General features: G+C 40.2%; 17 protein-coding genes. 10 read left to right on the forward strand and 7 right to left on the reverse strand.

Annotation, left to right across the window (positions count from 1 at the left end; translation table 11 throughout):
- Window positions 1–10: 10 nt before the first annotated feature.
- Entirely contained in the window at window positions 11–427 is a 417-nt protein-coding gene (gene mutT / locus A3GE_RS0105675) for an 8-oxo-dGTP diphosphatase MutT (RefSeq protein WP_018356300.1), read from the forward strand.
- Here mutT and holA read toward each other — a convergent pair.
- The 7 genes from holA to A3GE_RS0105710 all read right to left on the reverse strand — a co-directional run bounded on the left by holA (window position 411) and on the right by A3GE_RS0105710 (window position 7,474).
- Window positions 411–1,445 carry a DNA polymerase III subunit delta gene (holA, locus tag A3GE_RS0105680; protein ID WP_018356301.1) on the reverse strand — a complete coding sequence of 345 codons (1,035 nt, stop codon included), beginning with the start codon at window positions 1,443–1,445 and terminating at the stop codon, window positions 411–413. The two genes, mutT and holA, sit on opposite strands and share 17 nt — an antisense overlap.
- Complete coding sequence (locus A3GE_RS0105685; protein ID WP_018356302.1) at window positions 1,445–1,948, reverse strand: LPS-assembly lipoprotein LptE; 504 nt, start codon at window positions 1,946–1,948, stop codon at window positions 1,445–1,447. Before A3GE_RS0105685 ends, holA begins: the two co-directional genes overlap by 1 nt.
- 58 nt (window positions 1,949–2,006) lie before the next feature.
- Window positions 2,007–4,595: a leucine--tRNA ligase gene (gene leuS / locus A3GE_RS0105690; protein ID WP_018356303.1), complete on the reverse strand. Its 2,589-nt coding sequence runs from the start codon at window positions 4,593–4,595 to the stop codon at window positions 2,007–2,009.
- A 127-nt stretch (window positions 4,596–4,722) separates the two neighbouring features.
- On the reverse strand, window positions 4,723–5,010 hold the full coding sequence (gene yggU, locus A3GE_RS0105695) for a DUF167 family protein YggU (RefSeq protein ID WP_026215408.1): 288 nt from the start codon (window positions 5,008–5,010) through the stop codon (window positions 4,723–4,725).
- Window positions 5,011–5,079: 69 nt separating this feature from the next.
- Window positions 5,080–5,625, reverse strand: coding sequence for a YggT family protein (locus tag A3GE_RS0105700; RefSeq protein WP_018356305.1), 546 nt, complete (start codon window positions 5,623–5,625; stop codon window positions 5,080–5,082).
- Complete coding sequence (gene corA / locus A3GE_RS0105705) at window positions 5,625–6,572, reverse strand: magnesium/cobalt transporter CorA (RefSeq protein WP_018356306.1); 948 nt, start codon at window positions 6,570–6,572, stop codon at window positions 5,625–5,627. Before corA ends, A3GE_RS0105700 begins: the two co-directional genes overlap by 1 nt.
- A gap of 302 nt (window positions 6,573–6,874) precedes the next feature.
- Window positions 6,875–7,474 (reverse strand): YajG family lipoprotein, encoded by a 600-nt coding sequence (locus A3GE_RS0105710; RefSeq protein WP_018356307.1) that lies wholly within the window; start codon window positions 7,472–7,474, stop codon window positions 6,875–6,877.
- Window positions 7,475–7,569: 95 nt separating this feature from the next.
- Between A3GE_RS0105710 and A3GE_RS0105715 the strand changes: the two genes are divergently transcribed.
- The 9 genes from A3GE_RS0105715 to nqrM all read left to right on the forward strand — a co-directional run bounded on the left by A3GE_RS0105715 (window position 7,570) and on the right by nqrM (window position 15,464).
- A complete protein-coding gene (locus A3GE_RS0105715; protein WP_018356308.1) occupies window positions 7,570–7,881 on the forward strand; it encodes a BolA family protein in 312 nt (103 codons plus the stop codon).
- Between the two features lie 324 nt (window positions 7,882–8,205).
- On the forward strand, window positions 8,206–9,549 hold the full coding sequence (locus A3GE_RS0105720; protein WP_018356309.1) for a Na(+)-translocating NADH-quinone reductase subunit A: 1,344 nt from the start codon (window positions 8,206–8,208) through the stop codon (window positions 9,547–9,549).
- A 2-nt stretch (window positions 9,550–9,551) separates the two neighbouring features.
- Window positions 9,552–10,787, forward strand: coding sequence for an NADH:ubiquinone reductase (Na(+)-transporting) subunit B (locus tag A3GE_RS0105725; protein WP_018356310.1), 1,236 nt, complete (start codon window positions 9,552–9,554; stop codon window positions 10,785–10,787).
- Window positions 10,780–11,514, forward strand: coding sequence for a Na(+)-translocating NADH-quinone reductase subunit C (locus tag A3GE_RS0105730; RefSeq protein WP_018356311.1), 735 nt, complete (start codon window positions 10,780–10,782; stop codon window positions 11,512–11,514). The genes A3GE_RS0105725 and A3GE_RS0105730 overlap by 8 nt, the downstream gene beginning before the upstream one ends.
- Window positions 11,514–12,140, forward strand: a complete 627-nt coding sequence (locus A3GE_RS0105735; RefSeq protein ID WP_018356312.1) for an NADH:ubiquinone reductase (Na(+)-transporting) subunit D — start codon at window positions 11,514–11,516, stop codon at window positions 12,138–12,140. Before A3GE_RS0105730 ends, A3GE_RS0105735 begins: the two co-directional genes overlap by 1 nt.
- A 3-nt stretch (window positions 12,141–12,143) precedes the next feature.
- Window positions 12,144–12,740, forward strand: coding sequence for an NADH:ubiquinone reductase (Na(+)-transporting) subunit E (nqrE, locus tag A3GE_RS0105740; RefSeq protein WP_018356313.1), 597 nt, complete (start codon window positions 12,144–12,146; stop codon window positions 12,738–12,740).
- Between the two features lie 12 nt (window positions 12,741–12,752).
- Window positions 12,753–13,988 carry an NADH:ubiquinone reductase (Na(+)-transporting) subunit F gene (gene nqrF, locus A3GE_RS0105745; RefSeq protein ID WP_018356314.1) on the forward strand — a complete coding sequence of 412 codons (1,236 nt, stop codon included), beginning with the start codon at window positions 12,753–12,755 and terminating at the stop codon, window positions 13,986–13,988.
- 172 nt (window positions 13,989–14,160) lie between these two features.
- Complete coding sequence (locus A3GE_RS0105750) at window positions 14,161–15,201, forward strand: FAD:protein FMN transferase (RefSeq protein ID WP_018356315.1); 1,041 nt, start codon at window positions 14,161–14,163, stop codon at window positions 15,199–15,201.
- A gap of 2 nt (window positions 15,202–15,203) precedes the next feature.
- On the forward strand, window positions 15,204–15,464 hold the full coding sequence (gene nqrM, locus A3GE_RS0105755) for a (Na+)-NQR maturation NqrM (protein WP_018356316.1): 261 nt from the start codon (window positions 15,204–15,206) through the stop codon (window positions 15,462–15,464).
- The last annotated feature ends 12 nt before the right edge of the window (window positions 15,465–15,476 follow it).

The raw sequence follows: 15,476 nt of genomic DNA on the forward strand, positions 1-15,476 counted from the left end.
ATTTAACAAAATGGAAAAACCAGTAATACAAGTTGCCGCAGGTATTATTCGTAATGAATTCGGGCAGATTTATTTAACTCAGCGCCTAGAAGGGCAGGATTTTGCACAATCTCTCGAATTTCCCGGTGGTAAAGTGGATGCCGGTGAAACGCCGGAGCAGGCTTTAAAGCGTGAATTGGAAGAAGAAATCGGTATTGTGATGCTAAATGCCGAGTTGTATGAACGCTTTCAGTTTGAATATCCCACTAAGATTATTTCGTTCTTTTTTTATGTTGTGGATGAATGGATTGGTGAACCTTTTGGGCGTGAAGGACAGGAGGGGTTTTGGATTGAACAACACTCACTGGATGCAGGATTATTTCCACCTGCCAATGCAAAGCTTATTCAGCGTTTAATTGCGGAAACTGATGTTATGAGCAAATTTTGACGGATAAATCCGCTAATTTTTCCCATACATTATTGCTAAATTCTTGTTTCGCAAGGCGCTCAATATTAGCTAATTCTTGGATAATTTCATAGAGTTTTTGATAGGTTAATCGTTGTACCGCAGTTAAAAAGAGCGGTCGGCGATTTTGCCAGATTTTAAGACGATCAAATTCCGATTTAATTTGTTGAATAGGTAAGGCATTGATTATGCAAACTTGTTGTTGGGGTTTTGTAAGCTCAAGTATTGTCAATAATTCACGTTGTAAGGTACGAAGTAAAATTACTGGTTGAATATCCTCCGCCTGTAAACCACTTAAAATTCGTTTAGCACGATTTACTTTGCCTGCAAGAAGTGCGTCAATCCATTGAAAAGGTGTAAATATGGAAGATTGCTCAACCACCTCAATCACTCTGTTGTAATTGAGTTTGTGATCAGGATGAAGTAAATCTAAGAGTTGCAAAGTTTGTTTTAATGCAAGTAGGTTATTTTCATAGCTATAACAAAGCTGCTGAATGGCTTCATCATCAGCCGTTAATCCCATTGATTGGATGCGATTTTTTACCCAACGGGGAAGATTTTCAACCGTTGGGGTTTGGCAATTAATCAATATCAAATCAGGTTCATATTGACTAAGTGCCAAAAACCAAGCTTGTTTCTCCATTGTTTTGGGGAGTTTTGTTATGCTGAGAACGAGTAAAACATCTTCGGTCAATGAAACAATGAATTCTTGTAAATTTTTCTGCAAAGGTGCAGCCAAGTTTTCCGGTAAATTGAGAACCAGCATTTGTTTGTTAAAAAACAAGCCCATAGAGTGGTTCGCTTCAATAAGTTTTCCCCAATAGGTTTGGTTATCAACTTGTACTATATTTTTTTCATCAAAGCCTTGCTGAATGGCTGTTTGATAAATAGTATCTTCACTTTCACTGAGTAACAGCGGATCTTGCCCGACTAATAAATATACTTTGGCTAGACGTTGGCTGAGATGATGGACTAGTTGCTCAGGAAAAAGACGATTCATTACTTACCCTTTACTTGCTGCTGTAATGCCACCATTTTAGTAATGAGTTGGCGTGCAGCTTGATCACGCATATCACTCCAAATGACATCCTGCTCTGCCGCTTTTGCCAATGCAGCCCGTGAATTATCAAAGAAAGTGCGGTTTACTTTTGCACTAATTGGATAAGTTTCACCATTGGCTAAACGCACACTTGCCTCCACTTCCAGCATTAAGACTTTTTCCGCTTCACGCCCACGTTTAAAAATAGAAGCAACCTGATTATCACTGGTTTGCTTATTGATACGTAGCACAGCTACACCTTGCGTTGGTTTAACAAGATTGACGTTATTGATTTGTAATTGGCGACGGACTGCCATTGACATTTCACTATAAGGGTCATTACTTTCAAAAGTTAGCGTTTGTAATTCTTGGGGAATTAATGCACCATTTTGAAGGTGCCACCCGCAGGCTGAAAGTGTCGCTACTATTGCCGTAAGAAATAAGCTCTTGATTGATTGAATCATAAAAATTACCTTTAAAATCAACCGCACTTTTGGTAATAAGTGCGGTTATTTCTATGGATTATTGTGGTTTCACCACGACATTTAATAATTTACCTGACACGTAAATCACTTTCACAATTTGTTGCCCATCAATAAATTTCTTCACATTTTCATCGGCAAAGGCAATGGTTTTTACTATTTCCTCGTCAGCGTTCGAGGCAACGGTAACCTTACCACGCACTTTACCGTTCACTTGAACAACAATGAGTTTTTCATCTTCCACCATCGCCGCTTCATCGGCTTTCACCCATTCTGCGGTATCGATAGTATTTTCATTGCCTAAGGCATACCACAGCTCAAAACAAATATGTGGTGTAATCGGATAAAGCATACGTACTACTGCACTTAATGCTTCTGCCATTACAGCACGATCTTGCTCGCTATCCAACGGCGCTTTAGTGAGTTTGTTCATCAACTCCATGATTGCCGCTATCGCAGTATTGAAAGTTTGACGGCGACCAATATCATCACTGACTTTTGCAATGGTTTTATGAACTTCACGGCGAAGGGCTTTTTGAACCGCTGAAAGTGCGGTCACATCCAACGCAGTTTTTGCCGGGTTTTGTTGATATTGATACACCAAGTTCCACACCCGACCTAAGAAACGTTTTGCCCCTTCAACACCGGATTCTTGCCATTCAAGGGTCATCTCCGCAGGGGAAGCGAACATCATAAACAAGCGAACCGTATCTGCACCGTATTTTTCCACCATCTCTTGTGGGTCGATACCGTTATTTTTCGATTTCGACATTTTTGTCATACCGGAATGCACAAGTTCACGCCCCTCAGGATCTGTCGCTTTGATAATACGACCTTTCTCATCACGCTCAAGAGTCACTTGCGTTGGGCTGACCCAAATACGCTCGTTAGTCGGACTGGTGTAATAGAACGCATCGGCAAGCACCATCCCTTGACACAATAACTTGGTGGCTGGTTCATCACTTTTCACAAAACCTGCATCATGTAAGAGTTTGTGGAAGAAACGGAAATATAACAAGTGCATCGTGGCGTGTTCAATACCGCCGATATATTGATCCACCGGTAACCAATAATTCGCTTCCTCCTTATCTAGCATTGCTTCAGCAAATGTTGGTGAGGTGTAACGGGCGTAATACCAAGAAGACTCCATAAATGTATCGAAAGTATCCGTTTCTTTTAACGCCGGTGCACCGTTAAAGGTGGTTTTTGCCCAGTTAGGATCCGCTTTAATCGGGCTTTTCACACCGTCCATCACCACATCTTCAGGCAGTACAATCGGTAAATCTTCTAATGGTGCTGGCACGACATCACCGTTTTCAAGGGTCAGCATTGGAATCGGTGCGCCCCAATAACGTTGGCGGGATACGCCCCAATCACGCAAGCGATAATTCACTTGGCGTTTCCCCACTCCTAATTTTTCAAGTTTATCTGCTATACCGTTAAATGCACCCTCGAAATCTAATCCGTCAAATTCGGCTGAATTGACCAAAATACCGTGTTCTGTGAAGGCTTCTTTACCTAAATCAATTTCTTGATCGGCAAGCGGCGCGATAACCTGTTTTAGTGGCAAAGCGTATTTTTGTGCGAACTCATAGTCACGCTGGTCGTGGGCAGGGACAGCCATCACAGCGCCGGTGCCATAGTGCATAAGAACGAAATTTGCCACCCAGATCGGCAATTTTTCACCGGTTAACGGATGAATAGCAAACAAGCCCGTTGCCATGCCTTTTTTCTCCATTGTGGCAAGATCAGCTTCGGCAACTTTGGCATTTTTCGCTTCTTGAATGAATGCTGCCAATTCTGGATTATTTTGTGCCGCTAGGCTCGCCAAAGGATGAGCGGCGGCAATGCCTAAATAGCTCACGCCATAGCAGGTATCAGGGCGTGTGGTATAAACTGCGACTTTCTCATTGGTGTCCGCCACCTCAAAGATAATTTCCACCCCTTCAGAACGCCCAATCCAGTTTCGTTGCATGGTTTTTACCATATCCGGCCATTGCGGAAGATTATCCAGCCCGCCTAATAATTGCTCTGCATAATCAGTGATTTTAATAAACCATTGAGGAATTTCCTTTTGTTCCACAGGGGTATCACAACGCCAACAGCAACCGTCATGTACTTGCTCGTTCGCAAGCACTGTTTCATCATTCGGACACCAGTTTACCGTTGAGGTTTTTTTATACACTAAGCCTTTTTTGTAAAGCTCGGTGAAAAACCATTGTTCCCATTTATAGTATTCAGGTTTGCAAGTCGCAATTTCACGATCCCAATCATACCCAAAGCCCAATATTTTGAGCTGATTCTTCATATATTCAATGTTTTCGTATGTCCATTTTGCCGGTGCGGTTTTGTGTTTAATTGCTGCTCCTTCCGCAGGCAAACCAAAGGCATCCCAACCAATTGGTTGCAACACATTTTTGCCGTTCATATGTTGATAACGTGAAACAACATCACCGATGGTATAGTTACGCACATGTCCCATATGCAGACGACCTGACGGATACGGGAACATAGAAAGACAATAATATTTCTCTTTATTGGTATCTTTAACGGCTTTGAAAACCTTATTTTCTGCCCAATACTGCTGAACCTTAGGTTCAATCATATCGGGACGATATTGTTCTTGCATAAAATCACCTTAAATTTTGACCGCACTTGGGCGGGATTCTTACATGAGAAAATTGATTCATAGAATATCGTAAAACGCTATAAATTGGTAGGCTAAGAGGCGTAAAGTGCGGTCATTTTTACTTGTTTTATAACAAATTCTCAATTTCTTGAGGGATTAATTTAGGATTAGGAATCCAAATTTGTTTATGCCGATTTAATTCGCCTTTCTCCAGCAGGATACTGCTTTTCGGAACTTTAAAAATTTTGCTTAAGAATTTTAATAAGTGAGCGTTTGCTTGTCCTTCTATAGGTGGGGCGGTGATGGTGATTTTGAGCTCTTCATTATGTATTCCAACAATTTGATCTCTGCTGGCTTTGGGTTGTAAAAAAATTTTCAGACGAATACCATCAGACATTTTTTCGATTGCTGACATATTATAAATCTCATAAAGAAAAGCCACGTGGAACGTGGCTGAAAACATATTATTTTATGACCGCACTTTTTATCCTGCAATCAACCAAAGTCCTTGTAGCATATCAATCATAAAGTTATTGATAAATAATAGGATAAATACAATCACCATAGGAGAAAAATCAATCGCACCGATCGTCGGCAAAATTTTTCTAACAGGGCGTAATAGTGGCTCTGACAGCTGATAGAATGCGTAGAAAATAGGATTATTGCCACGATTAAACCAACTTGAAATCGCACCGATAAATAACACATAGAAAATGGTCATTCCGATTGCTTTTAAGATGCTTAATATGCCTAAAAGTATCATGACATCAATGGCTAATCCGAAGTAAAGTAAGGATTTTAGTGCACCGAGGATAAAGATCACAAGGACAGCCGAAGTGTCAATGTTTTTGACGATCGGCATTATTTTACGAATGGGTTTAAGTACAGGTTCTGTAATTTTTACCACAAACTGTGAAAGGGGGTTGTAGTAATCCACTCTAGCCAACTGCAACCAAATGCGTAAGACCAACACGAGCGCATAAAGATTGATGATTGAACCGACAAATAATGCAGTTTGAGATAATTCCATTATAGCCATCCTTTTCGTTTAAAATAAATATATGGGGTGAGTGCGGCAGCGATCATTAAACCGATAGCCATTGGGTAACCATATTTAAAATGTAGTTCCGGCATAAACTCAAAGTTCATTCCATAAGTAGAGGCAACCAATGTTGCCGGTAGGAACATAACGGATACCACAGAGAAAAATTTCATAATTTTATTCTGCTCAATATTAATATAACCCATTGCCGCTTGCATAAGAAAGTTCACTTTTTGGAATAATGATTCGTTGTGCGGTTGTAGGGATTCAATATCCCGTAGGATTTCTCGAGCCTGTTCTAACTGGTTTGCCGGCAAGCGGGTTTTGCGCACCAAAAAACCGAGGGCGCGTTGGGTATCCATCAGGCACAGACGCACTTTAGAACTGGTGTCTTCCTGCTCTGTGAGGGTGTTTAAAGCTTCATCAAAGGCTTCGTCTTGTGTGCCATTTAAGATCACACGACTTAATTCTTCTAAGTCGGCGTAAACATTTTCGATTACATCGGCAAGTTGCTCGATTTTGGTTTCAAATAAATCAAGCAATACTTCATAAGCATTGAATTCCAATAAACGCTGACTGCGGGAGCGCATACGATATAAACGAAATGCCGGGAGTTCCCGATCACGCAAGGTAAATAAACGTCCATCGCGAATGGTAAATGCGACACTGGCGAGATCGGCATAGTTATTTTCATCTTCACAGTAAAAGAATGAGTGTAAGTGTAATCCGTCTTCGTCTTCAAAGAAACGGGCGGAGGCCTCAATATCTTCTAATTCCAGAAAAGAAGCGAGGCTTTGTCCCAAGCTTTCTTGTAGCATTTCACGCTCTTCGCCGGTAGGTTCGAGCAAATCAAGCCAGATTGCGCTATTGAGATCTGTTTCATTTTCATCGATCCGAAATAAACGGGAATCGTTGATAGTAAAAGCATTGATCATTTCATACTCCTTTTGGGATTATGAACAGTTAACCGTGAACAAAAGAATGTCAAACGAATAAGTGCGGTGAAAAATTGCGTTATTTTCGTTTTGTATAAGGATGCCGAAAGCGGTAAATCTACCGACGAACTCTCGCCGATAGCCATTTTGACATTAGGCGGGAGTCTAAAGCGATATTCGGTATCGACTATGACTGTCCAAAGTGTGTGTCCTTCTCGTTAAAAAATCGGGCGAATGTTACGCTTGAAAGGGGGATTCGTCAAGTTTTTATAGAAAAAAGGGGCATAACGCCCCGAATAGAATTAACGGATATATTGATTGATTGCCGTAGCGACTTCTTGATCTTGATAGATGTTATTAACAATGTCTTTGAAGGTTTCGCCAAGCACTTTTTGAATTTCGTCATTATTAGCGTTAAATACACCGGATTGTGAACGGCTGACGTTAAAGTCTTTGTTATATTTTCCGCCTGCACCCTGTATGTGTACGGTAACTTGAATTTTGCTATTTAGATTGTAGCGTAAATTGCCCTGATCCACCTGAGTGAAAAAATCTTTTACTTCAACGGTAACGCCTGCATTTGAATTATTGACCTGTCCGATACGGAATCCTTTGCTTACCAGATTTTGTTGCATCACTTGTTGAAATAGTTGCGTTACACTCGGAGAAGCATTGAGTTTTAGTAATTCCCCGTTTTTTACATAGCTGGCGATATCTTGTTTTGAACGGGCATCGGTTGTGGTGACATAAACAACGGCGGATTGATTAACGTTCATGGACGCATTGGGGGCTGGCGGTGTGAATGTTAGTGTATTGGATTGAGCTTGGCAGCCGGTAAGAAAGATTGTTGCGGCAGCAAGAGTAACAGCAGATAATGTTTTGATTTTATTTGCAAGTTCCATAATTTCCTCAATTAAAAATTAGTTAATTTGTGCTATTCTTGCAAACTTAATGATGGATGTATAGCCCTTCAGCAAAATTTTATTGGAGATGAATAATGTCAAAACAACAAGAATTATTAGATAAAATTCACACTGAATTTCAACCGCACTTTGCGACGGTAGAAAATGAAAGCCATATGCATAGCTCCGGTCGTGGTGCAAATTCTCACTTTAAATTGGTGATTGTCAGTGATGTTTTTGACGGTATGAGTAAGGTTAAACGCCATCAAAAGTTATATCAATTATTTTCCGATGATTTAACAAACGGTATCCATGCCTTAGCCCTTCATCTTTACACAAAAAAAGAATGGGAAGAACGTGGTGAGGTATTTCCAAATTCACCAAACTGTGCCGGAGTTGGGTTGTAGTTTGATTATTTTCCATTCATAACTCTTTGTGTGTATCTTTCAAAAAGTTCACAATTTTTTCACAAAAAGTGTGGGTTAAAGTGGAATGAAACACAGATTTTAGCTAGAATAGGTCGCTTTAATTTTTATATTTTCAATTTTTTGATGTTGTAAAAGCTCACTTACTTTGTCAAAAAATTAAACCAATTTGAGTTTTTTATTTATGTGTCAGTAGTTAATACTTTGATGGTTTAACGTATTCTCTGTCACGCTCAAACACGAGATTGCATTTAATTTTAGTTATTTGCAATTGTATTTTTAACCTTGAAAAGTAGTGCAAACAATATGATTACAATTAAGAAAGGCTTGGATCTTCCTATTGCAGGAAAACCGGCACAAGTAATCCACAGCGGCAACGTTGTGAATCAGGTTGCGATTCTTGGTGAGGAGTATGTGGGGATGCGTCCTTCTATGAAGGTACGTGAAGGTGATGTTGTTAAGAAAGGTCAAGCACTTTTTGAAGACAAAAAAAATCCCGGTGTGGTTTTCACAGCCCCAGCAAGCGGTACTATCACAGCAATAAATCGTGGCGAAAAACGTGTATTACAATCTGTGGTCATTAAAGTGGAAGGCGATGAACAAATCACTTTCGCGAAATATAATGCAGATGAACTTAATACGCTTTCTCCTGAACAAGTAAAACAAAATCTTGTGGAATCAGGTTTATGGACCGCATTACGTACGCGTCCTTTCAGCAAAATCCCAGCGATTGAAAGCGAACCTTCTTCTATCTTTGTAAATGCAATGGATACTAATCCTCTCTCGGCTGATCCTGAAGTCGTATTAAAAGAGCATTGGCAAGATTTCACTAATGGGTTAACCGTATTAAGCCGTTTATTCCCAAGCAAACCATTACATCTATGTAAAGCGGGAGATATTAAGATTCCGACTGTGGATCTATCAAATCTTCAGGTTCATGATTTTGGTGGCGTTCATCCGGCGGGTTTAGTGGGAACTCACATTCACTTTATCGATCCTGTCGGCATACATAAAACCGTATGGCATATCAATTATCAAGATGTGATTGCCGTTGGTAAATTATTTACCACGGGTGAACTTTATGTTGATCGCGTCATTTCTCTTGCCGGTCCACAAGTGCAAAATCCACGTTTGATCCGTACAATGATCGGTGCAAACCTTTCTCAATTAACAGAAAATGAACTAAGTACGGGTGAAAATCGCGTCATTTCCGGTTCTGTATTTTGCGGTAATACGGCGAAAGGTGTACATGACTATTTAGGTCGTTATGCTTTACAGGTTTCCGTGATTGCTGAAGGGAACAATAAAGAATTCTTTGGTTGGATTACTCCGCAGCCAAATAAATATTCGATTACCCGTACTGTATTGGGTCATTTTGGCAAAAAATTATTCAATTTCACTACTGCTGAAAATGGTGGTGAGCGTGCAATGGTGCCAATCGGCAACTATGAGCGAGTGATGCCGTTGGATATTTTACCAACTTTACTGCTACGTGATTTAATCGCTGGTGATACTGATAGTGCTCAAGCATTAGGTTGTTTAGAGTTGGATGAAGAAGATTTGGCGCTTTGTTCATTCGTGTGTCCGGGTAAATATGAATATGGTTCAATCTTGCGTCAAGCTTTAGAAAAGATTGAGAAGGAAGGTTAGAAATGGGTTTAAAAAATCTTTTAGAAAAAATGGAACCCGCGTTTTTACCTGGTGGTAAGTACAGCAAGCTTTATCCGATCTTTGAATCGATTTATACCTTGCTTTATACACCGGGTACGGTGACGCACAAAAACACGCATGTTCGTGATGCGTTAGATTCAAAACGTATGATGATCACAGTGTTTCTCGCACTGTTTCCTGCGATTTTCTATGGTATGTACAATGTGGGTAACCAAGCGATTCCCGCATTAAATCAATTAGGCAATTTAGAACAATTAATTGCAAACGACTGGCATTATGCGCTCGCCAATGGTTTAGGGTTAGATCTAACCTTAAATGCAGGTTGGGGAAGCAAAATGGCATTGGGTGCAATTTTCTTCCTGCCAATTTACTTAGTGGTATTTACGGTTTGTACAATTTGGGAATTATTATTCTCCGTGGTTCGTGGTCACGAAGTCAATGAAGGGATGTTTGTTTCTACGATTCTTTTCGCTTTGATCGTTCCGCCAACGTTACCTTTATGGCAGGCTGCACTCGGTATCAGTTTTGGTATCGTCGTGGCAAAAGAGATCTTCGGTGGTGTAGGGCGTAACTTTATGAACCCGGCACTGGCAGGTCGAGCTTTCTTGTTCTTTGCCTATCCTGCACAAATTTCCGGTGATACAGTATGGACTGCGGCTGATGGTTTCTCCGGTGCAACTGCACTTTCACAATGGTCACAAGCAGGTCAAGGTGCGTTGCAGCATACTGTAACAGGTCAACCAATCTCTTGGATGGACGCATTTATTGGTAATATCCCTGGTTCTATGGGAGAGGTTTCAACCTTAGCCATTTTAATCGGTGGTGCAGTTATCGTCTTCACCCGTATTGCGTCATGGCGTATTATCGCTGGGGTAATGATCGGTATGATTGCGACCTCAACATTATTTAACCTAATTGGTTCTGAAACGAATCAGATGTTCTCAATGCCTTGGCACTGGCATCTTGTTTTAGGTGGTTTTGCGCTAGGTATGGTATTCATGGCAACGGATCCTGTTTCAGCGTCATTCACCAATACAGGTAAATGGTGGTATGGTGCGCTAATTGGTGTCATGGCCGTATTAATTCGTACTGTAAACCCGGCTTATCCGGAAGGAATGATGTTAGCAATTTTATTTGCAAACTTGTTTGCACCAATTTTTGACTACATCGTTGTTCAAGCAAATATCAAACGTCGGAGAGCAAGAACAAATGGCTAAGTTTAATAAAGACAGTGTAGGCGGCACAATTCTTGTTGTGTTGTTACTGAGTTTAGTTTGTTCCATTATTGTTGCTGGTTCCGCTGTGATGTTAAAACCTGCACAAGAAGAGCAAAAATTACTCGACAAGCAAAAAAATATTCTCAATGTTGCAGGGCTTTTACAAGAAAAAGCGAATGTAAAAGAAACCTATGCAAAATTTATTGAACCACGTTTTGTTGATTTAGCAACTGGTGACTATGTTCAACAGCCTGATGATTCTCAAGAAGCGATTCCTGCAGAACAAGATAAGGCTAGAATCCGTACTCGTGGAAAAACCGCTGAAATTTATCTTGTTAAAAATGAACAAGGTCAAACTCAGCAAGTGATTTTACCTATTTACGGTACCGGATTATGGTCTGTTATGTATGGTTTAGTTTCTGTTCAACCGGACGGCAATACGATTAACGGTATCACTTATTATCAACATGGTGAAACTCCAGGATTAGGTGGTGAGATTGAAAATCCAAATTGGGCAGGTTTATTTAAAGGTAAAAAACTTTTCAATGAACAATATCAACCGGCTATCCATATTGTGAAAGGTCAAGCACCAAAAGATGATCATAGTATTGATGGTTTATCTGGCGCAACACTAACCGGTAATGGTGTTCAAGGTACTTTTGATTATTGGTTCAGTGAAAATGGCTTTAGTAAATATCTTGAAAAATTTCAAGCAGGAGCGAACTAATGTCTGGAAAAACAAATTTAAAAGATCTGTTATTAGCTCCTATTGCTAAAAACAATCCAATTGCGTTGCAAATCCTTGGGATTTGTTCTGCATTAGCGGTAACAACGAAATTAGAAACTGCATTTGTTATGGCTATTGCGGTAACTTTAGTAACGGGGTTATCAAACTTCTTTGTTTCCTTAATCCGTCACTATATTCCTAACAGTATTCGTATTATCGTACAACTTGCGATTATTGCTTCATTGGTAATTGTCGTTGACCAAATATTAAAAGCTTACGCCTATGGTTTGTCTAAACAGCTTTCAGTATTCGTTGGCTTGATTATTACAAACTGTATCGTTATGGGGCGTGCAGAGGCTTTTGCAATGAAATCACCTCCGCTTGAAAGTTTCGTAGACGGTATTGGTAACGGTTTAGGGTATGGCGCAATGTTAATTATTGTTGCTTTCTTCCGTGAACTTATCGGTTCAGGTAAATTATTCGGTATAACTATTCTTGAAACTATTCAAAATGGTGGTTGGTACCAAGCAAACGGTTTATTCCTACTTGCACCAAGTGCATTCTTTATCATCGGATTTGTCATCTGGGGATTAAGAACTTGGAAACCAGAGCAACAGGAGAAATAATCAATGGAACATTATATTAGCCTATTTGTGAAGGCCGTCTTCATTGAAAATATGGCACTGTCCTTTTTCTTGGGGATGTGTACATTCTTGGCGGTATCAAAAAAGGTTTCTACGGCTTTTGGTTTAGGGATTGCAGTAACCTTCGTATTAGGCGTTGCGGTACCTGTTAACCAGTTAATTTACGCTAACATACTAAAAGAAAATGCGTTAATTGAAGGTGTGGATTTATCATTCTTAAACTTCATTACTTTTATCGGTGTGATTGCAGGTTTAGTGCAAATCCTTGAGATGGTATTAGACAAATTTATGCCGTCTCTTTATAACGCATTAGGGATCTTCTTGCCGCTTATCGCAGTAAACTGTGCGATTTTCGGGGGCGTATCCTTTATGGTTCAACGCGATTACAATTTCCCTGAATCTATCGTATATGGTTTCGGTTCCGGTTTGGGTTGGATGTTAGCCATCGTTGCTCTTGCCGGTTTAACGGAAAAAATGAAATATGCGGATATTCCAGGTGGTTTGAAAGGCTTAGGCATTACTTTCATCACCGTTGGTTTGATGGCGTTGGGCTTTATGTCCTTCTCCGGTATTCAATTATAAGGAGTGTAATCAATGAGTGATTCAGTAATTCTTGCACTCGGTATTGCTGCATTTACGGTTATCGTATTGGTGTTAGTAGCAATCATCTTATTTGCGAAATCAAAACTCGTAGATTCCGGGGATATTACAATCGGTATTAATGATGATTCCGAAAAGGCAATCACATTACCTGCCGGTGGCAAATTATTAGGCGCATTGGCAAGTAAAGGTATCTTCGTTTCCTCTGCTTGTGGTGGCGGTGGCTCTTGTGGTCAGTGTATTGTAAAAGTGAAAAGCGGTGGTGGAGAAATTCTCCCAACCGAACTTTCTCACATCAATAAGCGTGAAGCAAAAGAAGGTTATCGTCTGGCTTGTCAAGTGAATGTGAAAGGCAATATGGAAGTTGAACTTCCGGAAGAAATCTTCGGCGTGAAAAAATGGGAATGTACCGTTATTTCTAACGACAACAAAGCGACATTCATCAAAGAGCTTAAATTAGCGATTCCTGAAGGTGAAGAAGTCCCGTTCCGTGCCGGTGGTTATATCCAAATCGAAGCGGAGCCTCACACGGTTTACTATAAAGACTTCGATATTCCTGAAGAATATCACGAAGACTGGGATAAATACGATCTATGGCGTTATGTGTCTAAAGTGGATGAGCATATCATTCGTGCGTACTCAATGGCTTCCTATCCGGAAGAGAAAGGCATTATTATGCTTAACGTGCGTATTGCAACGCCTCCACCACGTCAACCTGAGGCGCCTCCGGGTCAAATGTCCTCTTACATTTGGTCATTAAAAGAGGGTGACAAAGTGACAATTTCCGGACCATTCGGTGAATTCTTTGCAAAAGATACTGATGCGGAAATGGTCTTCATCGGTGGTGGTGCAGGTATGGCGCCAATGCGTTCACATATTTTCGATCAGTTAAAACGTTTACATTCCAAACGTAAAATTTCATTCTGGTATGGTGCACGTTCTAAACGTGAAATGTTCTATGTGGAAGATTTTGATTCCCTTCAAGCGGAAAATCCAAACTTCAAATGGCATGTAGCACTTTCTGATCCGTTACCGGAAGATAATTGGGACGGCTATACCGGTTTTATTCACAACGTACTTTATGAGAACTACTTGAAAAATCATGAAGCTCCGGAAGATTGTGAATACTATATGTGTGGACCTCCTGTAATGAACGCTGCGGTTATCAAAATGTTGAAAGATCTCGGCGTTGAAGACGAAAATATCTTATTAGATGACTTCGGTGGCTGATTTTAATTAGTTAAAACACCATGAAAATTGACCGCACTTTATGGTGAAGTGCGGTCAAAATTTAAGGCGTTTTCTATGGGCGTATTCAGTACGCCCTTATTGTTATTCAGATTACAGGCAAGCTGATTGAAAAGTCAGTTTGCCTATAATTCATCTCATTAGGAAAAAATAAATGAAGAAAATATTGAGCGGACTACTTGTTGTTGCTTTTGCTTGCTCATTGGCAGCTTGTAAGAAAGATCCTGAGGTGATCTCGCTAAGTGGTAAAACCATGGGTACAACCTATCATGTTAAATATATTGATGATGGTTCTGTGAGTGAAAATTTACAAAATACCCACGAACAGATTGAATACATTCTAAAAGATGTCAATGCAAAAATGTCCACCTATATCAAGGATTCGGAATTGAGCCGTTTTAACCAAAATACGCAGGTAAACACACCTATCGAAATTTCGGCAGATTTTGCGAAAGTGTTGGCAGAAGCAATTCAATTACATCAAGTCACGGAGGGGGCACTTGATGTTACCGTTGGGCCGGTCGTGAATTTATGGGGATTTGGTCCGGAAAAACGCCCTGAGCGTCAACCGACTGCGGAACAACTCGCCGAGCGTCAAGCTTGGGTCGGACTTGATAAAATCACACTTGATATGAGTGGTAATATCCCAACATTAAGTAAATCAGTTCCGCAAGTCTATATTGACCTTTCTTCCATTGCGAAAGGCTTTGGCGTGGATCAAGTTGCAGAGAAGTTAGAACAGCTTAATGCACAAAACTATATGGTAGAAATTGGTGGTGAAATTCGAGCTAAAGGAAAGAATGCAGAAGGGAAACCTTGGCAAATTGCCATTGAAAAGCCTAATATGACGGGAGAAAGAGCGGTCGAAAATGTGATTGGTTTAAATAATATGGCAATGGCAACGTCCGGCGATTATCGTATTTATTTTGAAGAAAACGGTAAACGTTTTGCCCATGAAATTGATCCGAAAACCGGTTACCCGATTCAACATCATCTTGCCTCTATCACGGTGTTTTCTCCAACAACTATGACGGCAGACGGTTTATCAACGGGGTTATTTGTACTCGGGGAAGAAAAAGCCCTTGAAGTGGCAGAGAAAAATGATATCGCAATATATTTAATTATCAAAACCGCAAATGGCTTTGAAACGAAAATATCATCTGCATTTAAAAAACTAATGGAAACAAAGGACTAATCATGCAAACTTTATTTTTTACCCTCATCGTATTTGTTGCGATTATTTTATTGATGTCTATTGGTTTTATCATCAAAAAACAGAGCTTAAAAGGTAGCTGTGGCGGTTTATCCACGTTAGGCATCGCTAAAGCCTGTGATTGTGATAAGCCTTGCGATACGCTTCAATCAAAACTTGATTCGGGGGATGAAAAAGCGAAAGCGGAGTATGAACAAAAATTCGCAAAGAAAAATGATGATTCGTCATTTTATGAAGTGAAATAATTTTGGAGAAAT

Source organism: Rodentibacter pneumotropicus DSM 21403 (genome assembly GCF_000379905.1).
Lineage (GTDB): Bacteria > Pseudomonadota > Gammaproteobacteria > Enterobacterales > Pasteurellaceae > Rodentibacter > Rodentibacter pneumotropicus.